This window comes from Corynebacterium sp. MSK071 (assembly GCF_030232125.1).
In the GTDB taxonomy this organism is placed as follows: domain Bacteria; phylum Actinomycetota; class Actinomycetes; order Mycobacteriales; family Mycobacteriaceae; genus Corynebacterium; species Corynebacterium kefirresidentii.
In genome coordinates this window covers 24,922-44,218 of record NZ_JASPJA010000008.1, presented here as the reverse complement: position 1 = coordinate 44,218, position 19,297 = coordinate 24,922, and the positions used below count along the sequence as shown (strand labels likewise).

General features: G+C 58.9%; 22 protein-coding genes. 9 read left to right on the top strand and 13 right to left on the bottom strand.

Annotated elements, in window-relative coordinates:
- Positions 1 to 12: 12 nt before the first annotated feature.
- The 7 genes from QP990_RS08010 to QP990_RS07980 all read right to left on the bottom strand — a co-directional run bounded on the left by QP990_RS08010 (position 13) and on the right by QP990_RS07980 (position 5,370).
- Positions 13 to 234, bottom strand: a complete 222-nt coding sequence (locus QP990_RS08010; RefSeq protein WP_023021973.1) for a hypothetical protein — start codon at positions 232 to 234, stop codon at positions 13 to 15.
- A 16-nt stretch (positions 235 to 250) separates the two neighbouring features.
- Complete coding sequence (locus tag QP990_RS08005) at positions 251 to 859, bottom strand: molybdenum cofactor biosynthesis protein B (protein WP_023021974.1); 609 nt, start codon at positions 857 to 859, stop codon at positions 251 to 253.
- A gap of 85 nt (positions 860 to 944) precedes the next feature.
- Entirely contained in the window at positions 945 to 2,393 is a 1,449-nt protein-coding gene (locus tag QP990_RS08000) for a S1C family serine protease (RefSeq protein WP_248099122.1), read from the bottom strand.
- A 109-nt stretch (positions 2,394 to 2,502) separates the two neighbouring features.
- Entirely contained in the window at positions 2,503 to 3,897 is a 1,395-nt protein-coding gene (locus QP990_RS07995) for a HAMP domain-containing sensor histidine kinase (protein WP_232218749.1), read from the bottom strand.
- A gap of 161 nt (positions 3,898 to 4,058) precedes the next feature.
- Positions 4,059 to 4,757, bottom strand: coding sequence for a response regulator transcription factor (locus QP990_RS07990; protein ID WP_023021977.1), 699 nt, complete (start codon positions 4,755 to 4,757; stop codon positions 4,059 to 4,061).
- A gap of 154 nt (positions 4,758 to 4,911) precedes the next feature.
- Entirely contained in the window at positions 4,912 to 5,085 is a 174-nt protein-coding gene (gene rpmF, locus QP990_RS07985) for a 50S ribosomal protein L32 (RefSeq protein WP_005279913.1), read from the bottom strand.
- Between the two features lie 15 nt (positions 5,086 to 5,100).
- The gene (locus QP990_RS07980) at positions 5,101 to 5,370 is read right to left on the bottom strand and encodes a type B 50S ribosomal protein L31 (RefSeq protein ID WP_005323793.1); all 270 of its coding nucleotides are present in this window, start codon (positions 5,368 to 5,370) and stop codon (positions 5,101 to 5,103) included.
- 476 nt (positions 5,371 to 5,846) lie between these two features.
- On the opposite strand from QP990_RS07980, the gene rpmB reads away from it, so the two are divergent.
- From rpmB to QP990_RS07950, 6 genes are all read left to right on the top strand, one after another.
- Positions 5,847 to 6,083, top strand: a complete 237-nt coding sequence (rpmB, locus tag QP990_RS07975; protein ID WP_005279911.1) for a 50S ribosomal protein L28 — start codon at positions 5,847 to 5,849, stop codon at positions 6,081 to 6,083.
- Between the two features lie 2 nt (positions 6,084 to 6,085).
- Positions 6,086 to 6,250, top strand: a complete 165-nt coding sequence (gene rpmG, locus QP990_RS07970; RefSeq protein WP_005279910.1) for a 50S ribosomal protein L33 — start codon at positions 6,086 to 6,088, stop codon at positions 6,248 to 6,250.
- Between the two features lie 3 nt (positions 6,251 to 6,253).
- Complete coding sequence (rpsN, locus tag QP990_RS07965) at positions 6,254 to 6,559, top strand: 30S ribosomal protein S14 (protein ID WP_284798942.1); 306 nt, start codon at positions 6,254 to 6,256, stop codon at positions 6,557 to 6,559.
- Between the two features lie 15 nt (positions 6,560 to 6,574).
- Positions 6,575 to 6,829 carry a 30S ribosomal protein S18 gene (rpsR, locus tag QP990_RS07960; protein WP_005279904.1) on the top strand — a complete coding sequence of 85 codons (255 nt, stop codon included), beginning with the start codon at positions 6,575 to 6,577 and terminating at the stop codon, positions 6,827 to 6,829.
- 242 nt (positions 6,830 to 7,071) lie between these two features.
- Positions 7,072 to 7,851, top strand: coding sequence for a putative nucleotidyltransferase substrate binding domain-containing protein (locus QP990_RS07955; protein ID WP_239207978.1), 780 nt, complete (start codon positions 7,072 to 7,074; stop codon positions 7,849 to 7,851).
- A gap of 101 nt (positions 7,852 to 7,952) precedes the next feature.
- Positions 7,953 to 8,672 (top strand): TetR/AcrR family transcriptional regulator, encoded by a 720-nt coding sequence (locus tag QP990_RS07950; RefSeq protein ID WP_284798936.1) that lies wholly within the window; start codon positions 7,953 to 7,955, stop codon positions 8,670 to 8,672.
- Between the two features lie 7 nt (positions 8,673 to 8,679).
- Here QP990_RS07950 and QP990_RS07945 read toward each other — a convergent pair whose 3' ends face one another.
- Genes QP990_RS07945 through QP990_RS07925 form a run of 5 tightly spaced genes read right to left on the bottom strand, consistent with a single transcriptional unit; the run spans position 8,680 to position 13,969 of the window.
- Positions 8,680 to 9,312 (bottom strand): hypothetical protein, encoded by a 633-nt coding sequence (locus QP990_RS07945; RefSeq protein ID WP_239207976.1) that lies wholly within the window; start codon positions 9,310 to 9,312, stop codon positions 8,680 to 8,682.
- A 24-nt stretch (positions 9,313 to 9,336) separates the two neighbouring features.
- The gene (locus QP990_RS07940) at positions 9,337 to 10,284 is read right to left on the bottom strand and encodes a hypothetical protein (RefSeq protein ID WP_284798932.1); all 948 of its coding nucleotides are present in this window, start codon (positions 10,282 to 10,284) and stop codon (positions 9,337 to 9,339) included.
- Between the two features lie 15 nt (positions 10,285 to 10,299).
- On the bottom strand, positions 10,300 to 11,832 hold the full coding sequence (gene purH, locus QP990_RS07935; protein ID WP_023021982.1) for a bifunctional phosphoribosylaminoimidazolecarboxamide formyltransferase/IMP cyclohydrolase: 1,533 nt from the start codon (positions 11,830 to 11,832) through the stop codon (positions 10,300 to 10,302).
- Positions 11,833 to 11,859: 27 nt separating this feature from the next.
- Entirely contained in the window at positions 11,860 to 12,468 is a 609-nt protein-coding gene (gene purN, locus QP990_RS07930; RefSeq protein WP_023021983.1) for a phosphoribosylglycinamide formyltransferase, read from the bottom strand.
- A gap of 22 nt (positions 12,469 to 12,490) precedes the next feature.
- Positions 12,491 to 13,969 (bottom strand): DUF6350 family protein, encoded by a 1,479-nt coding sequence (locus QP990_RS07925; RefSeq protein WP_023027763.1) that lies wholly within the window; start codon positions 13,967 to 13,969, stop codon positions 12,491 to 12,493.
- Positions 13,970 to 14,018: 49 nt separating this feature from the next.
- Between QP990_RS07925 and QP990_RS07920 the strand changes: the two genes are divergently transcribed.
- The 3 genes from QP990_RS07920 to QP990_RS07910 all read left to right on the top strand — a co-directional run bounded on the left by QP990_RS07920 (position 14,019) and on the right by QP990_RS07910 (position 16,758).
- Positions 14,019 to 14,243 carry a hypothetical protein gene (locus tag QP990_RS07920; protein WP_167371308.1) on the top strand — a complete coding sequence of 75 codons (225 nt, stop codon included), beginning with the start codon at positions 14,019 to 14,021 and terminating at the stop codon, positions 14,241 to 14,243.
- A gap of 373 nt (positions 14,244 to 14,616) precedes the next feature.
- Positions 14,617 to 15,366 carry a M23 family metallopeptidase gene (locus QP990_RS07915; RefSeq protein WP_023021985.1) on the top strand — a complete coding sequence of 250 codons (750 nt, stop codon included), beginning with the start codon at positions 14,617 to 14,619 and terminating at the stop codon, positions 15,364 to 15,366.
- Between the two features lie 633 nt (positions 15,367 to 15,999).
- Positions 16,000 to 16,758 carry a M23 family metallopeptidase gene (locus tag QP990_RS07910; protein WP_023021986.1) on the top strand — a complete coding sequence of 253 codons (759 nt, stop codon included), beginning with the start codon at positions 16,000 to 16,002 and terminating at the stop codon, positions 16,756 to 16,758.
- Here QP990_RS07910 and pcrA read toward each other — a convergent pair.
- Positions 16,755 to 19,268 (bottom strand): DNA helicase PcrA, encoded by a 2,514-nt coding sequence (gene pcrA, locus QP990_RS07905; protein ID WP_284798921.1) that lies wholly within the window; start codon positions 19,266 to 19,268, stop codon positions 16,755 to 16,757. The two genes, QP990_RS07910 and pcrA, sit on opposite strands and share 4 nt — an antisense overlap.
- Positions 19,269 to 19,297 lie beyond the last annotated feature (29 nt).

Sequence of the window (19,297 nt, the reverse complement as noted above, 5' to 3'; positions counted from 1 at the left end):
TTCTCCTTCGCACTAGCCGCCATAGTGTGGGGGCTGGTTCTCGCGGTAGAACTGCTCATCGCGCTGACCAGACTCCCCTTCTGCTGCGGTGGCCGATTCCGCGTCATCAACGTTAACAATTCGATCCTCATCGACCCCGTGGGCAGCCGATGTGCCGGGCTTATCAGCACTACGGTCATAATCGGCAGCTTCCGATTGACGGAAGACTCTCCGACGATTTTTCCGGAACGTCATAGACTATGCCTTGTGATTACTGAACGCTGGATTGTTGCAGCTGCTCAATGAGGTGGTGCACCAGCGGTGCCAAGGTAGCCATGCCATCGCGAACCGCAGCGCGCGACGAGGCAAGGTTGACCACTACAGTCGAACCAGAAACGCCCGACAAGCCGCGGGACGTGCAAGCATCCACCGCGCCACAGGCTTGACCGGAAGAACGCAGCGCCTGGGCCACGCCCGGAACCATCTTGTCAATGACGGAGCGGGTAGCCTCCGGGGTCTTGTCGCGCGGGCCTACACCGGTGCCGCCTACGGTCAGCACCAAATCCACGCCACCGACCACGGCGGTCTCAATGGCCTGGCGAATCTTGGACTTCTTGGAACGCACCACGATGGCGCCATCGACACGGAAGTTAGCTTCCGCGAGCAACTCACTGACCAACTGAGAGGTGCTATCGGATTGCTCCCCAGGGTGATCAGTGACAATAACGATGAGAGCACGGCGTGGCGCGGCTAGGCTATCCTCCTGCTCGCTCGCTAGCAGGAAGGCATCATCGGGTTCGGCAACATCCATCAAGGAATCGTGCTTGCCTTCGCCTTCCGGTTGCGCGGAGTCGGTCAAGTCCTGCTGCAAATCTGGCATTATTCTCCTTAATTTAAGGCAGTAGGGCCTTTCGGCGGTGTGAGGTACGGTGCATTCAGCACCTAATGAGGTCTTGCACAGTAATTTACTCGCCTGAGAGGGTTACCTCTACCTGACGAGACTCATCCGAGTCTTCGCGTGTAACCTCCAAGGTCACTGTCGCGCCAAAATCTTGCGACCGCGCCGCCGCAATCAGGGCATCGGCATTCTCGATCAAGCGATCATTGACGCGGGTGACGATGTCACCTTCCTTCAGGCCCGCCTTATCTGCTGGGCCACCTGGCTCAACCCCGGCGATACGGGCACCATTGCCGTCGTCACGCGCCAGCACCTTCACGCCTAGGGTCGGGTGAGTGACCTTGCCATCATTAATGAGCTCGTCCGCCATGCGCTTGGCAAAGTTCGACGGGATGGCGAAGCCCAGTCCGATGGATCCGCCCTCCCCGGTGGAATTACTGGACAGCGAAGCAATCATGGAGTTCATGCCCACGATATTTCCGTCCCGGTCCACCAGTGGACCGCCGGAGTTGCCCGGGTTGACCGCGGCATCAGTCTGAATGGCGTCAATCAAGGAAGACTCGCCGCCTTCTTGGGAGGCGCGCACTGGGCGGTTTTTGGCAGAAACGATACCGGAAGTCACGGTCGCATTAAGGCCCAGAGGAGAGCCCACGGCCACAACCTCCTGTCCCACGGCGACGGAATCAGAATCACCGAACTGCAAGAACGGCAGGTCTTTGACATCCTTTATCTTCACAATGGCCACGTCAGTATTCGCATCGGAAGCCACCACGTCAGCATCATGCTTGCTGCCGTCGTTCATGGTCACCTGCATCATGCCGCCGTGCTCAGCGCCTGCAACCACGTGGTGATTGGTCAGCACGTAGCCGTCCGGGGAGATAACGGAACCGGAGCCTTCTGCCCCGCCCGTCCGGGTCATCGTCTGGATAGAAACCACCGCCGGCAAAACCTTGGAGGCTACCTCTTCAACGGAGCCCTTTTCTGGTTCTTTGCCGGTGCTGTTATTGGCCGGCTGGGCCTTGAGCGCCTCATTGACCACTGACGTATCGTTGTTGCCTCCCCCAGAATTCATACCGACCACGGCTCCAGCGATTGAACCCGCGGCGATTGCGGCTACGGCAGCCAAGGCAGTTGCGGCGCCGAGGCCAATCTTTTTCTTTTGTTCCGGTTGCGGGGGCAGCGGGGTGACCATCGGACCTTCCTGGCCCTGAGTATTAAAGCTTTGGGTCTGCGGGCCCTGCGGGTACGGCGCCTGTGAACCTAGCGCGCTGGGATCAGCTCCTTCTGCACCGCCGCGTGGTTGATTCCAGCCTTGTGAATACGAGCCAGTCCCATATTCCTGCGCGTCGGCGTCGCTGCTATAGGGGCCGGCGGTGCCAGCGTTTGGGTTTGGCTGCCCGATGTCTCCAAAGTTCGGACCACCGTGTACCGGCTCGGCCTTACCCGGCCCTTCTTGGGACGCTCCCTCCGGGAAGGAACCATCAAAGCCGCGGTAATCGTCATTCCTCATGTTCATGAGAAAACTATGCCTCACTTCGCTTAGTCAAGACTGTTACTGATCTGCCAACCTACTAGGAATTCCTGAAAGGTAGCTGTATGCGATCACCAGTATAAAAGGCCGCAGCCTACCCTTGGTTAAACCAGCGTTGAGCAAAGATTTCACCGCGATCGCTGGAATCTTCATTGCCGCCCGGCTGCCCCTCATGCGGTTCTGCCAAACCATCGACAAAGATTTCTCCGGACACGGGCTTGCCCGGCAGGACTACTTCCATGCGCGTGCCACCATCATTAGACTCACGGATCTTAATCGTGCCGTCGTGGCGCTCAATCACCGATTTCACGATAGCCAGGCCCAAACCAGAGCCAGGCATAGAACGCGCCTCTGCCGAACGGTAGAAGCGCTCGAAAACCTTCTCCCGCTCCTCCGGCGCAATGCCCGGACCGGAGTCATCAAAGCGCAAGCGCACCTCGTGGGAAGATAGCTGTTCCATGGACACGCGTACCGTGCCAGTAGCCGGCGACCACTTAGCCGCATTGTCCATCAGATTCAACGTAGCGCGGCCCAATGCGAAGGGGTCACCATCCAGCTCCCACGGGATAAAGCGCACCAGAAATTCCACGTCCGGGCGGCGGCGACGGGCACGCTCTAAGGAAGACATCATGACCTCGCACAGGTCCACCGGTTCCGGTTCTCGTTCGTTGCCATCCTCACGCGCCAAGTCAACGAGGTCACCAATCAAGGTGGAGAGTTCGTTCATCTGGGACATGACGTCATCTTCAAGGTCCTTGCGGTCCTCATCGCTCATGCCAAAGCCGCCACCGGCGCGATTAAGCATCATCAAAAGCTCAATATTGGTACGCATTGAGGTCAACGGCGTCTTCAGCTCGTGCCCGGCATCGGCGACGAACTGGGCCTGCTGCGACCGAGACTCTTGCAGAGCTTCCAGCATCTGGTTAAAGGATGTGGTCAGCTGAGCCATCTCGTCATTATTGGATACTTCGATGGGGCGCAGATCATTGGTCTGCGTCACGTAATCCACTGCGCGTTTCAAGCGCGCAATGGGTTGCATGCCGGTTTTGGACACGATGAGACCAGCAAAGATGGCGAGCAAAATGCCAAGCGCAACAATAATCAGCAAAACTGTGCCGAGGATGGCGATGAATTCTTGGGTCGGAGCCAGAGATTGCGCAACGATAACGGTAGAGCCTAGATCGTGGCGTTTGGCCAGAACACGTTCGCCGCCGACCGTACGCACGGAGGTGTCTGTATAGTCTTCCGTCCGATGGAAGTCTCCACCGAGGGGAATAGTATCGCCATAGGACAAGCTCGTTGAGGGCGGCGATAAGGAAACGCGCGTATCAGGGTTATAGGACTTAAATTCTTCAATTTCCTGATCCACGTTGTCGATAAACCGCGGGTCCTGGCTCTTGCGCAACAAGGCATCCGCTTTGGCCTCCAAGCGGTCATCTACGGAGGCAGTCAGGGACATAGATACTACCCAGTACGTTGCCAAGGTCATTACGGCAACGGCTACGGCCACCACAAGGCCAGTAACAGTAGCAAGGCGCCACCGCAGTGGCGCCCGTGAAGCCCAGCTCCCTTGACTTTCAGAGAACTCAGTAAGAGGTGTGGGCTGTGCTTTCCCGGAAGCCACTGCAGGGGAAGCGGGCTTCCTTAAGATCACGGATGAGACTCCCTCAAGACATAACCAACGCCACGGACAGTGTGGATAAGACGCGAGTCGCCGTCTCCCTCCGTCTTCTTACGTAGGTAGCCAATATAGACCTCGAGCGCATTGCCAGAGGTAGGGAAATCATAGCCCCATACCTCCTCCAGAATCTTGCTACGAGAAAGCACCTTGCGGGGATTTTCCATAAGGAGCTGCAGTAGGGAAAATTCGGTACGCGTCAAAGAAATTGAGCGGCCACCGCGGCTTACTTCACGAGTATCAGCGTCGAGTTCTAGGTCTTCGAAGCTAAGCTTGCTCTCCACCGGAGCCTCAGCAGCGATGGAATCTGCGGAAGCGCGGCGAACCAAGGAACGCACGCGCGCCAAGAGCTCTTCCAGTGCGAATGGCTTTGGCAAGTAATCATCGGCGCCAGCATCGAGACCAGCTACGCGGTCCGATACGCCATCGCGCGCGGTCAGCACGAGAATCGGACGGTCCCAGCCTTCGCTACGCAGGGTGCGGCACACCTCAAGTCCATCCATGTTTGGCATCATGACGTCCAGAATCAGCAATTCTGGATTCTCAGAGCGCACCGCCTCCACTGCCTCTAAGCCGTCGCTAGCAGTCAGCACATCGTAGCCGTTGAAACGTAGGGAACGGCGTAGCGATTCACGGACGGGTTGTTCATCATCCACCACAAGGATTTTCATGATCCTAATTATTACTGATGAAACGCAACTTCATGAAGTTATGAGAAATATTTACCCCCATAGCCCCCCAAATAAGGTCGAAACATGCTTAAGATACCAAAAATCCCCGCTCAACCCTCCTACAGAGAGCGAACGGGGAAAGTGCGAAACGAGCTTAGAACTGCTCTACGTCAACCAGGCCCAGCTTGGCAGCCTTGACCAAGCGGCGCGGGATGCGGACGGTCTGTCCGTCGATGGTGACTTCCTGGAGGGCCACGTTGTCAGCCTTCCACTGGGAACGACGTGCGTGAGTGTTCGCACGGGACTTCTTAAACTTAGGAGTTGCCATTTTCTATTCTCCTCCTTACGCGTTCTTCTTCTTGCGGCGAGCCATGCCACCGAAGCGCTGGTTGAAGCGCTCGACGCGGCCGGCGGTATCCATAACGCGCTGTGCACCAGTCCAGAACGGGTGGGACTCAGCGGTAACGTCAACAACGATCAGTGGGTACTCGTTGCCATCTTCCCACTCCACGGTGCGGTCGGAGGAAGCGGTGGACTTAGTCAAAAAGGAGTGACCGGTACCAGCATCACGGAAGACTACCGGGTGGTAATCCGGGTGAATATCTTTCTTCATATATATTCCCTCAGGGTTGGACTACGGGTCGGTTCCACCCACTTATGGAGCGGATCGTGCCCGAGTTGGGACGTACAAATTTCACTCTGCTAACCGCGTGCCGTGCGGCACGGGTCAACAACCTGAATTATCCTACAGTCAACTACCCCAGATGCGAAATCCCCTCCCCGCTCCGACCACTCACTTCACACCAGTTTCTTGTATTACGCATGGCGGCACACCACAGCCAAATGCCACCCCACAACCACTAACAGCCCCACTAACCACAGCAAGGTAGCGATTAGGTAATTCGCGCCCAAGGCTGTAAGATTTTCCCTTGCTGTTGTCAAAATATACGTTTTACGCCCCGTCTACTGGCGTTCGACGATGGCGCCGCACCCGCTCACACCTCACTTTTGAGCACTGCCACCCTCACTCGGCAGTCGGCGTTTCATTGTCCATAGCCATGATGTGGGCGGCTAGGAGAAAGAAGACCCATGTCGGCTATTTGCCAGGTAACGGGCCGCAAGCCGGAATTCGGCAAGCAGGTCTCGCACTCGCACCGCCGCACTTCGCGCCGTTGGAACCCCAACGTGCAGCGTCGTCGCTACTACCTGCCCTCTGAGGGCCGTACCATCACCCTGAATGTTTCCACCAAGGGCATGAAGATCATCGACCGCGATGGCATCGAGTCCGTTGTGGCTAAGATTCGCGCACGTGGGGAGAAGATTTAAGTATGGCACGTAACGATATCCGCCCAATCATTAAGCTGAAGTCCACTGCGGGCACCGGTTACACCTACGTGACCCGTAAGAACAAGCGCAACAACCCGGATCGCATCACCTTGAAGAAGTTCGATCCGATTGCCCGCAAGCACGTCGAATTCCGCGAGGAGCGATAATCAATGGCTAAGAAGTCCAAGATCGCTAAGAACGAGCAGCGCAAGGAAATCGTCGCCCGCTATGCGGAGCGTCGCGCTGAACTCAAGAAGATCATCAAGAACCCGAACACCCCGGATGAGGAGCGCTTGGAGGCTCAGTTCGAGCTGAACCGCCAGCCTCGTGACGCTTCCCCAGCCCGCGTACGTAACCGTGACGCTGCCGATGGCCGCCCACGCGCTTACCTCCGCAAGTTCGGCCTGTCCCGTGTCCGTATGCGCGGCATGGCTCACCGTGGTGAGCTGCCGGGCGTTCGTAAGTCCAGCTGGTAAAGGGGTAATTGCACAATGGCTAATAAGCGCAATAACCAAAAGAAGTTCCGTATGGAGCAGAGCCGTCGCCCGAAGAAGAACCCTTTGAAGGCTGAGGGCATCGAGAAGGTGGACTACAAGGACACCAAGACTCTGCGTCTGTTCATCTCGGATCGTCACAAGATCCGTTCCCGTCGCGTCACCGGTCTGACCCCGCAGCAGCAGCGTCAGGTTGCTACCGCAGTCAAGAACGCACGCGAAATGGCTCTCCTGCCGTTCACCACCCGCTAAACAGTAGCTGGGTATCAACAGCGCACTTTTGCCGCTGGCAAGTGTGACACGGTAAAAGATCCATAGACTTTCGCCGCCTCCCTCCTCGAGGGCAGGCGGCGATAGTCGTTTTCTCCCTCTTACTCCCGCCTTTACACCCACATATTCAGCCCACGCGGCCAAGGTGTTAGATTTAAAGCATTCGTGCGCCCCGCAGCCGCTGGGGGAAGCACCGGCTTCGCACTAGTGAAAGGCAGTGAGCAATGGCCCTACACCAATCCCTACTCGATCTCTCCGAGCTTGCCCCGCACTGCCAGTCCCGCGCTACAGCCCGCGGGCTGCTCGCAGAGGCCCAAGATATCTTGCGCAATGCGGTCGCTCACCAAGACAATGAGATTGAATTGTCTCACTGGTATTCCCACTTGTTGGTAGATATCGTTCGCTCCCCTGGGGTCAACTCACCGGTACGCCTTACCGGTGCTGCCGCTCGGGGCGACCAGCTGCCATCTATGCCCGTGGAGTGGATTGGCCAGGATTCCGATCTCCAGGAAGTCTTTTCTGATGTCGGCCTCCAGGCTCACGAGGCCGCCGATTCGATTGCCGCGCGCGTCGATGCCGGCCTTCCCTTGGGAAACGGCGGAGAACAAGCACTCCTGGAAGAAGCTTTGACCAAGCGCCCGCCTACTCTGAAAATGGTGGACGGCCTGCCGGACCGAGATGCTGCTGTGGACATCAAGGCGACACTGCTCTCCCCCATTGCAGCTATCGCTCGCTGGGCGGCGCCGGGGCCTCGCCCGACGGTAGATCGCCTGGCGATTGGCGTTGAGCGCGCTGTCCTCACCGCCACCGACGCAGAGTCTTTGGATCTAGCGTGGCGTACCGGCTATGCATTAGAGTTGCGCCGTTGGTACGAGCGCGTCAGCGACCGTCCAGCCACGCTGCGGGATCTTCCACCGTTGGACCGCACTGCTTATGGCTCGGCATGCCGTATTGTCTCGGCCGTGTTTGAGTCCATTACCCAGCAGACAGAAGAATATAAATAGTCCCTAAGGTGCGGATTCGGAAGCAGTACCTAGTCGGGCATAAGATTGTACAGTTGGTAATTAAAAGCAATTTCTTTTTGTGAAAGGAGGCGTCCCACCGCATGGCAGGCACCGTCGGTAGGCCGCGTAAACACAGCCCGCGGCGCAGGGGAAATAGCGCCCGAGAGGAGATCTTGGACGCCTCCTCCGAGCTTTTCACTACTCAAGGGTTAGCTACCACATCCACGCACCAGATTGCAGATGCGGTTGGCATCCGCCAGGCCTCTTTGTACTACCACTTTCCGTCCAAGACGGAGATTTTCCTTACGCTGCTCAATTCCACCATCGAGCCTTCCTTGGAGTTGGCCGATGAGCTGGCCGGCACCGATGCGGATCCGGCTCAGCGCCTGTGGTCTTTGGTCGCCGCGGAATCACGTCTACTGCTCACCAGCGGCTGGAACGTGGGACGCCTATATCAGCTGCCGGTGGCTAATTCTCCGGAGTTTTCCGAATACCACGAATCACGCGACCGCCTGCAGAATCATTTCCGCTCTACCGCCGCCGCCATTGTGGGCGAGGAGGATCCCCGCGTGGAGCTTCCCTTCCACATTGCGCTATCCGTCATCGAAATGCGGACCAATAACGGCACCCCGCCGTTCGATGCTTCCCAATCGGTGCCGAAGACGGCCGCTATGCTTGCCGACGCCGCCTTAGCCGTCCTCGGTGCCTCCGTTCCCGATAACGCCGAGGAAACTACCCTCGAGCTATTGAAGAATCGCAACGACTCCATCTCCGCAGCCGCCGCCGCAGCGGCCGACCGCAAAAAGAAGAAGTCGCGCTAACCCCTCATCAGCGCTGCCACGACTCCGTGAACTCTCCCGTGGCGGCCAATCCGCCTCCCTCGCGCACGCTGACGCCACTCGGGGTCACCACGATAATCGAGGGATCCGCATTGACGTAGTAGTTATTCCCGTCCTGGGTAACGTCGTCCGTTTGGAACTGACCATCAAACATCGACGAGCGATAGACCTTGTAGCCGCCGCCGGTTTCACAAATGATGGCCCTGCCGTCGGGACCAGAGCCGGCGAATAAGGCACGCTCAAAGCGCTGACAGTTGGCGTAACCGCCATCCAGCCATCCGTACTCGTTGAAGTTGGAAATATAGTTACCCACACCACTCTTCTGACCTCCGCCGGAAGAGGATGGTGATTCCTGCTTTTCTGTCTGCGTGACCGTAACTACCGGTGGCTCCTCGGGGGTTTCCTCATCTTTCGTTGCGGTCTCTTGCGCAGCCGTGGTTTCCTCGCCACTCTTGTCTTCTTTATCGGCGTTGTCGACCGTGGTCATTCCACTACCCTGGCCTTTAAAGCTAGGGGCAGCTTCATCCTTGGCGTTGCTGCAGCCGCTGAGCGCGAGGCTGGCGGCCACGAGTGGGACGAACCCCGCGGCGATAAGCAGGCGGAGGCGAGAGCGATAAGGCATAAGCTTTCCTTTCTAATGACAGGCCTAGCAGGCGGGGCTGGGCCACTGCGTATCGGCTTGAGTTAGTTCCTCGACCATAGAGGTAAGAACCGCTTGGGTGGAGGCGTACTGCCCATCAGGGGACGAGGCAATTAATGCTACGGCGACGTCATGCCCGCCCAACCGGACGATACCCATCTGGCGCACATCGTAGGAACCGGCAGGGTTCGGTCCCCAGCCGCCCTTCATCAAGGCGCCCGGCTGGGTGCGTAGGCCATAGCTTTGTGCAGGATCGGCGACTCCCATGGCGTCTATAATCGGCTGAGCTCCGTCCACGCAGCGCAACCCAGCCATAAACTTAGCCTGGTTGCCCACGCTCCACATGGTTTGACCAAAGGCCGTAAATTCCGGGCGGGTGACCTGGGATTGGACTTGGGTGGCGGTATCGCCTGCCTCCGCAATAACGCTTTGGGCGGCCTGTGCGGCCACGGTCGGCTCGCCTAATGCTGCCCATGCGGCCTTGGCGGCCTCGTTATCGGAGTAAGTAATTGCAGAGGACACCAGCTGACTATCGGCAACACCGGTACGATGCGCCGCAATAAGCACGGGCACCTTGGAGGTTGACCACGCGGCTTCGGGAGCGGTGCGCCCAGCCTCGACGGTAGAGGTGCCATCGGAGACCGCAATGCCCACATTTCCGTGTTCTGCCACAATGCGATCAAGTACGGCTTGAACGTCATCGGCAGGGGCTGCGACCGGAGGTTCCGTGGAGTCGGACGGGGCGCGCTCGGCAGCAGGGGCTGCGGATGAGGACGCAGTCGTTGCAGACGTGGTCTCTCCGTACAAGGGATCGGCCGTGCCGCGTGCCTCGGTATTGACAAAAGTAGGGGAATTATCCGCTGCATCCTCAGCGCTTGCGCACGCGCCCAGGGAGAGTGCGCAGGCGCTGAGGGCAGCTGCCGGGCCCCAGGCCCGGCGGATAGGGAACGTCATGAAAACTAGCTTAGGCTAGTGGGCGAAGTGGCGGGTGCCAGTCAGGTACAGCGTAACGCCGGCTTCCTTGGCCGCTGCAATGACTTCCTCGTCACGGATGGAGCCGCCGGGCTGGACTACGGCCTTCACGCCGGCGTCGAGAAGCACCTGCAAGCCATCGGCGAATGGGAAGAAGGCGTCGGAAGCTGCGAAAGAGCCCTTGGTGCGGTTGGCGCCATCGGCCAGGGTATTGGCGCGCTCGACGGCGAGCTTGGCAGAGTCAACGCGGTTGACCTGGCCCATGCCCACGCCCACAGTGGCATTGTCCTTAGCCAGCAAAATCGCATTAGATTTCACCGCGCGCACGGCGCGCCAGGCGAACTCGAGCTCAGCCATATCGGACTCGTTGAGGGCCTCACCTGCGGCCAGGGTCCAGTTTGCTGGGTCATCGCCCTCGGCCTGGTAGGTATCTGGCTCTTGAGTGAGCACGCCGCCGGAGATGTACTTGCGCTCTTCGTGCTGGTCTTCGTGTTCTGCTTGCAGCACGCGCAGGTTCTTCTTGGCCTTGAGGACTTCGATGGCGCCGTCCTCGTAGGAAGGAGCGACGATGACCTCGGTAAAGATTTCCTTGACCTGCTCGGCCATCTCCACGGTGACCTCGCGGTTGACGGCGATGACGCCGCCGAAGGCGGACATCGGGTCACACGCATGCGCCGCGCGGTGGGCGGCGGCGATGGACTCTTCAGAAACGGCAATGCCACAAGGATTGGTGTGCTTAATAATTGCAACGCAGGGGCGCTCGTGGTCCCAAGCGGCGCGCCAGGCGGCATCCGCATCCTGGTAGTTGTTGTAGCTCATCTCCTTGCCGTTGAACTGGGTGGCATTGGCAAGGCCCGTAGAACCGATGCGGGTGATGGTGGCCTTTTGGTGGGAGTTTTCGCCATAGCGCAGCGGGGTGGTTTGGCCTTCCTCGCTCAGCTGGTCCACAAACCAGGCGGAGACGGCCGCATCATAATCCGCGGTATGCAGGAAGGCGTCGCGGGCCAAGCCGCGGCGCTGCTCTAGAGTAAAGCCCCCGTTGTTGATGGCCTCCACAGCCTCGTCATAACGGGAGGGATCTACTACCACGGCAACAGACGGGTGATTCTTAGCGGCCGCGCGCACCATAGACGGGCCGCCGATATCGATCTGTTCCACGCAGCCATCGAAGTCCGCGCCAGAAGCGACGGTCTCGCGGAAGGGGTACAGGTTGACCACGACGAGCTGGAAAGGCTCTACCTCGAGCTCGGCGAGCTGGTTGAGGTGTTCTTCCTTGCGGGTATCGGCCAGGATGCCGGCGTGAACGCGCGGGTGCAGCGTCTTGACGCGGCCTTCCAAGCACTCTGGGAAGCCGGTGAGCTTTTCTACCGGAGTGACCTCGATGCCTAGGTCCGCGATCTTCTTCGCGGTGGAGCCGGTGGAGACGATTTCTACGCCTGCCTTATCGAGGGCGCGGGCCAGATCCTCCAGCCCGGTCTTGTCGTACACGCTGATAAGAGCGCGCTTTACCTGCTTGCGGTCTTCGCTCATGAGGAGGATTAAGCCTTTCGAAAAGTCTTAGTCTGCGAGTTGAATAATAAGTTCCTCATTGTGGACGTCTGCTGCGCGCAGCACCTCCACGATGAGATCGCGCTCTACTTGTTTGATGCGCTCGTGGAGAGTGGACTCATCATCGTCCGCCATGATGGCTACGGATCGCTGCGCGATGATGGGTCCGGTATCCACTCCCGAATCCACAAAATGGACGGTAGAGCCGGTGATCTTCACGCCATAGTCTAGGGCGTCGCGCACGGCGTGCGCTCCCTTGAAAGCTGGCAGCAGCGCCGGGTGGGTATTGATGGTGCGGCCTTCGAAGCGGTCAAGAAATTCCTTTCCCAGGATCTTCATAAAGCCCGCAGAAACAACAACGTCTGGCTGCGCAGCATCTACTGCGTCAACCAGACGTTGATTCCATTCGGCGCGATCGGCACCTAGCGCCACGACCTCGGTATCGATCCCGTGGTCCTGTGCGCGCGAAATACCGTGGCATTCCTTATCCGCCACCACCTTCACCACTTGGTAGTGCCCTGCTTGGGCATCCACGATGGCTTGCAGCAGTGAACCCGTTCCAGAAACGAGCACCACCACTCGGAGGCGTTCAGGGTCAGCGGTATAGCGCGGAGGCATCGGTGAAGTCACGCGCTATAGCCTAGTCTCTCTCCCCTTCCGCGGAGGAATTTTCGCTCGAGGAAGCCTGCTCGCTCTCCCCCATTTGGTCCTTGAGCTGTTGGCTAACCGGCTTGGCGACGCCCCTTTTCTTCTCCTCAGCGTCCTCAGGTTCGTCCGATTCCTCGTGTTTCTCAGATTCCTCCGGTTCCTCCTGCTGCTTCGCCGCATCCTCAGCTGGGGTGCCTTCTTCCCCATCCGCGGCTGCGTCAGGGGCGGAGTCATCGGGCTCGTTCTCAACTACTTCGGCGTCAACGATCTCTGGATCGGTGATGGGCTCGCGCTCCGGTTCAACTGGGGTCTCGTCGGTTTCAGCGGCGGCCTCAGGGGCGTCGTCTTCAGCGGCATCCGAATCGGGAGTATCAGGGGCCGTGACACGTGCCGTGCGCGCCGCGCGCCATGCCACAAAGGCAAAACCTGCGGCAACGGCGCTGCCGACAACGGCCATCCACAGGGCGGTTAGGCCTGCGGCGGTCCACAGAATCGGACCGGTGGCGCCGTAGTAGCCAAGGTCGCCGCTGACAAGGTAGCAGGCAATAAACATCACTACCGCGGAGGCCACCGTAGCTACTAGTACGTCCTGGAAGCTTGGCCGCTTTTTATATAGGGCGTAGATTGCGGCGCCGAGCGGGACAACTAGAAGCACTACGGCCCAGCTAGGCGCGGAGGCCGGGATTCCACCGGTAATCGGCAGCGGTGGCAACGGCACGAGGTGGGCACTAAAGAGGCTGACCGAACCTTCGCCGATGGAAAACTCTGAGCCCACCACCACCGCAGCGGTGCTGACGATGGCATTGGGAATGTATAGCAGGCTCACTAGCACTAGTCCGGCCACACCTAGACCGGAGACCGTGGGATATTCATCCATCATCTCGCCCTGGCGAGAAATATTGAGGAGGAAAACCACCGCAAAGACTACGGCGGCACCAATGGCTAGGTAGCCGAGGTAGCGAAGGGCGATCTGAGTGGCGTCGACAATCTGGCGCGGCACCCCATAACGCTTGGCCAATGCCCGCCACAAGCGCGAGCCCATGCCGGCTGCCATAGCAGCAAGATGTAGAACAATAACCCGCAGCAAAGCCTGTGCCAGGTTTGGCGGGGAGACATCATAGACCTTGCCCGCGTCCCACAGCATCAGCCAGGCGATGATGGTAAATACCACTGGCACGCCAAGGACGCAGCTAAGAAGAATAAGCAAGTCTTTGACGCTGACCTTGTGCTTAACCGCGTTACGCACGCGGACTGCCACGACCGCAGCCAAGATGAGCGCGGGTAAGGCGGGCAAGAAAGACATGTGCACTTCGGCCGCCGAGACTGGCGCGAGGTTAAAGACCATCCATGACTCCGCCACGATGGTGTACCACCACGCCATGGGTGAGCCGGCCAGCATAAGACCACCGAGGGCAATGGCCATAATGATAAGGACAATGACCACGTTGGGCACTGCCGCCGTGATAAGCATGCGTCGGATGCGGCCGGCCCTAGTCAGCGGCGCAGGAGTACGGCGCGCTTTGGCTTTAGATCCGGCCTTTCGGGCGACACGTTGCGCCGATCCAGAGGGCTGGCGGGCCCCGCTGGGATGGGGCGCGCGTGGGGTGCGCTCCGTGCGCACCGTCCTGCCCCGCGCCTGGCTACGCGGGCGGGGCGTTGACCGAGAATGGGGGCTGGTGTTTTTGTTCATCGGCGTCCACTTTGCCACTTTCCGGCAGCAGATCTGGGGTGGCGCGACGAGGTAGCCATAAAATCACCGGCGACACCCCTGCACCTTGACCACACATATATATTAGGAGTATAAAATCTACCCCGGTTTCACACCTTTAACTCTGGCTACAGTAACATGAATGGAAAGTTATCGGTTTTATACGACCCACACGCAGCCCGAGTGGGATCTTGGTCGCAGTAATAATATGCCATTCGGATTATGTTGCCTGCTCGTGGGCAATTCCCTCGAGCAACGCCTAAAAATTTCTTAATTTGGGTTGCTGTTATCTTTTCGAGACGCTACTGTTACATCTCGTTGGTAACAAGAAGGTCACAATCTCGTAACTAACTCGGTGGGGACGTAACACTCAGATTGCGCAGATTGTGAAAAAGACGAAAGAAGACCTAATGCGAAGCAAAGTTCAGCGTGGCGCCGGTCGCCATCGCAAGATTGTCACCTCGCAGACCGCGAAGGGCCGCATCGCCGTAATGACGGTTGCGGCAGGTGCCGTATCCACCGCCGGCGTAGGTGGCGCAGCCGCTGCAAACATCCAGTCTGATGACGCGGCCACTACCAAGACGCAGTCCGTTGACTTCGAGCTCGCTTCTGATTCCACCCAGGTTGAGGACGCTGCTGAGGCCCCCGTTGATACCACTCCGCAGATCCTCAATGTAGCTGAAGCAAAGCCGGTTGCAGATCTATCCGATCAGCTCAACAAGGCCATCCAGGCTTCCGAGGAGCGCGCCGCCGCTGACGAAGCCGCTCGCGCACCGTCCGTAGCCCGCCCAGCCGAGGGTGCATTCACATCCCCATTCGCTATGCGCTGGGGCACCTTCCACAAGGGCGTCGACATCGCCAACTCTCCCGGCACCCCCATCCTTGCCGTCATGGATGGTACGGTCATCGACTCCGGTCCAGCTTCCGGCTTTGGCCAGTGGATCCGCATCATGCACGACGACGGCACCATGACCGTTTATGGTCACATGCAGACCCTTGACGTGGCCGTTGGCGAGCACGTGCATGCCGGCCAGAAGATCGCCGGCATGGGCTCGATGGGCTTTTCCACCGGCTCCCACCTCCACTTCGAAGTTCACCCGAACGGTGGCGAGGCAATCGATCCGCAGCCTTGGCTGGCTGAGCGAGGCATCGACCTCTAAGGCTCCCACCCAAACACCTTCTTGTTAAGCGCCGCAGTGGCTTTCCTGCGGCGCTTTTTCATGTCCACAATTGCCCCTAAAGACACCAGCGCCGGCTCCCGACCACCGCGGCTGCAGCCAACCTTCCCCAAGACGACTCAAGTGCGTCGCAGCCTTCCCATTGCGCCTCCAACAAATGGCAAGCCCCGTCGAGACAAGCGCTCCACCACCGGACCTAGACACAAATTGCGCCGCACAGGCAAGTCCAGCGCTCAGCCTTGTCGCAGGTAAATACACATTTTCCGCTAATCACTGGGTTTGAACGCAACACGCCATTTCCAGAGCGGCATACCCACCCCCAAAGTCTACCCCCAGTCCCTAAACCAACACTTCACACACGCCACTCTAGTCACATTCGTAACACGCGCAACAAGCTGGCATGTTCGAATAATTTCGAATTTTTTCCGCCGCTACCAGCGTTTTTTAAGATTGCGCGGGCCGTTCAGGCGGGCTAACTTTTAACTCGTTGCCACGAGCGATTTCGAACGCAAGCATTTCAGCTTTCGGCGTGTCGCGGTTGGCAGTTGCAAGACGCCGCCCTCACTAGGGCGCAAGCGTCCCGAGACCATGCAAGCCATGAAAAGGACTTAAGATATGAAGCGCATGAACCGCGCACGCAAGAACGTGGCGCTGAGCATCGTTACGCTCGGTACCGTACTTGCTACCGGCACCACCGCTTTTGCTGCAGAGCCAGTGGCTAGCGTGGACGTATCGGACGGCTCTTCCGAGCCCACCGCTACGAACGTAGATGACGCCGGTGTGGTCGACGCCCTCGTGGGCTTGGCCACCACTACCGTAGGCGTTCTCAACGGCGAGGCTACCCCGCAGGTAGATGGAAACGAATCCGGCGGAGTAAATATCGTCTTGGATCCGGGTTCTGTACCGGGATTGAAAGAAGCATTCGCTCCCCAGGGAAATCACTCTGGACTCACCACGAAGCGCGGCAAGGACTCCGCGGGCAATACAGTGGTCTTTCCTACCTCCGGCACCCTTACCTCCGGCTTCGGCCAGCGCTGGGGCACCATGCACAACGGCATCGACGTAGCAAACTCCGTGGGCACCCCGATTGTGGCGGTCATGGACGGCACCGTCATCAACTCCGGGCCAGCACAGGGCTTTGGCAACTGGATCCGCATCCAGCACGATGACGGCACCATCTCCGTCTACGGCCACATGTCGGCAGACCAGCTCAAGGTAAATGTGGGCGACCACGTGACCGCGGGTCAAGAGATCGCCGGCATTGGCAACGAGGGCCACTCCACGGGCCCGCACCTCCACTTTGAGATTCACCCAGGTGGTGGAGCACCCGTTGACCCAGTCTCCTGGTTCAACGAGCGCGGCATTTCGGTCTAGAGCTTTTCCATCGGCACTCCGCCGATGAGCATCAGCCGGACCTTACCGGAAGAACCAAAGTCCACGGTGACCGTGGCACGCTTACCGGAGCCCGACGTCTCAATAACGGTACCGAGCCCGTACTTAGCGTGATTGACACGGTCACCCACGGCCAGGTTGAAGTTATTGTTCTTAGGCATTGAGGTTGCCGCCGGCTTGCTAGTGCGTTGCGATGGGGAAGACGCAGCGCACTGGCCACCGCGGGCCCCACCTCTGCCCCACCCAGACCAGTCGCGGCCGTAGGAACGACCATATTGGTAATCGTCCTCACCCCACGCACCGGTTAGGGAACTATCGGAGTCTTCGCGCTGCCAGTTGATGAGGTCTGCAGGGACCTCGCCGAGGAAGCGGCTGGCAGGATTAGTCACCGGGTTGCCCCAAGCCGAGCGCAAGATGGCACGGGTGAGATACAACTGTTCACGGGCACGAGTAATGCCCACATAGGCTAAGCGGCGCTCCTCGCTCAACTCCTTCGGGTCACCGAGAGAGCGCATATGCGGGAATTGGCCATCCTCCCAGCCGGTCAAAAAGACCACGGGGAACTCGAGGCCCTTTGCGGTGTGCAGAGTCATCATGGTGACCACGCCAGTCTCCGAGTCAGGAATCTGATCAGCATCAGCCACCAGCGACACCTTTTCCAAGAAGGCCTGCAGCGAGCCCGGCGCGGCCTCACCCTCCTCCACTAACTCGGAAGGATCCACTGCATCTGCACCCGAAGCAGCCAGCTGGTTCGCGGCCTCTGAGGTAAATTCGCGTGCCACCGATACCAACTCATTCAAGTTATCGAGGCGCGCGCCATCTTGCGGATCGTTCGAGTTTTCCAATTCCGCCTTGTATCCCGTGGCATCCAAAATGGCGGTGAGCAGCTCACCCAAATCCGGCTGGCCAGTAACCTCATCGCGCATGGAAGGGATCTGATTGCGGATGCCCTCCATCATCTCGTTGAATTTGGTGACCGCGTTAATGGCCCGGGTGGCTAGGCCAGGCACTTCGCCACGAGGGACATCGGCAAGCGCCTTGCCAAAGCTAATGCCGTGGTTTTCTGCATGGAGGGCAATGTGCCCTTGTGCTTTATCCCCAATGGCGCGCTTGGGCACATTGATAATGCGGCGCAGGCTCACCGTATCATCCGGGTTATCCAGGATGCGCAGGTAGGCCACCATATCGCGGATTTCACGCCGCTCATAAAAGCGCGTTCCACCGACCACCTTGTAGGGAATTCCGGAGCGGATGAAGATATCTTCCAGCGCACGGGAGGCATTATTGGTGCGGTACATGACCGCGATATCGGAATAGCTGCGCCCCTTATCCGCCAAGGAATCAATCTCGGAGGCGATGAACCGCGCCTCATCGTGCTCGTTATCGGCAACGTAGCCCACGATCTGCTCGCCTTCACCGTGGGCCGTCCACAGGTTCTTCTCGCGTCGGTTCTCATTTTTAGCAATAACGGCGTTGGCCGCATTGAGAATGGTCTGGGTAGAGCGATAATTCTGCTCCAACAGGATGGTATGTGCTTGCGGGTAGTCGCGCTCGAATTCCTGGATATTGCGGATGGTCGCACCACGGAAGGCATAAATGGACTGGTCGGAGTCGCCCACCACGCACAGCTCGGGCGCGTCAGGGCCGAGCTCTCCCCTGCCCACGAGCGCAGCAACCAGCGCATACTGGGCGTGGTTGGTGTCCTGGTACTCGTCAATAAGCACGTGCTTAAAGCGCCGCCGATAAAATTCCACCACCTGCTGGTGCTGGGTGAAGATCCGCACCACCTCACCGATGAGATCATCAAAGTCCACGGCATTGGCCGCGCGCAAGCGGCGCTGGTATTCGGCATAGACCTGGGCCACGGTGGTATCAAAAGGATTCTTGGTCTGTTGCGCCGCCTCCAGCGCGGATTCGGGGCCAATGAGCTCATTTTTGTGATTAGAAATCTGATTAGCCAGCACGCGCGGGGTGTACTTCTTCAGATCCAGCTGCATATCTTTAGCAATCATGGACAATAGCCGGCGGGCATCATCGCCATCATAAATGGTGAAATTGGTATTAAGCCCCGGCACGAGCTGCGCATTTTGACGCAGGATGCGCACGCAGATGGAGTGGAAGGTAGATACCCACATGCGCTCGGCCACAGGGCCAACTAGCCCGCCCACGCGCTCCTTCATTTCCGCGGCGGCCTTATTAGTAAAGGTAATGGCGAGGATCTCCCACGGATTTACCCCGCGATGGCGCATGAGATAAGCAATACGCCGGGTAAGCACGGCGGTCTTACCGGAACCAGCGCCGGCGACAATGAGCAGCGGGCTGCCCGAGTGGGTAACGGCCTCTAGCTGCTGTGGGTTGAGGCCCTCGGTCAAGGCATCGGGGGATTCGGATTGCGGGCTCGCTGCGCGCGGTGCGCCGAAGCCGCCAAAGGGGCTTGGTGTGGGTGCGCCGCCGGTAGACGGGGAAGGACTAAAAGGAGAGTTTTCGTTCATAGTGCCTTCCAACCTACTAGCCCCACCGG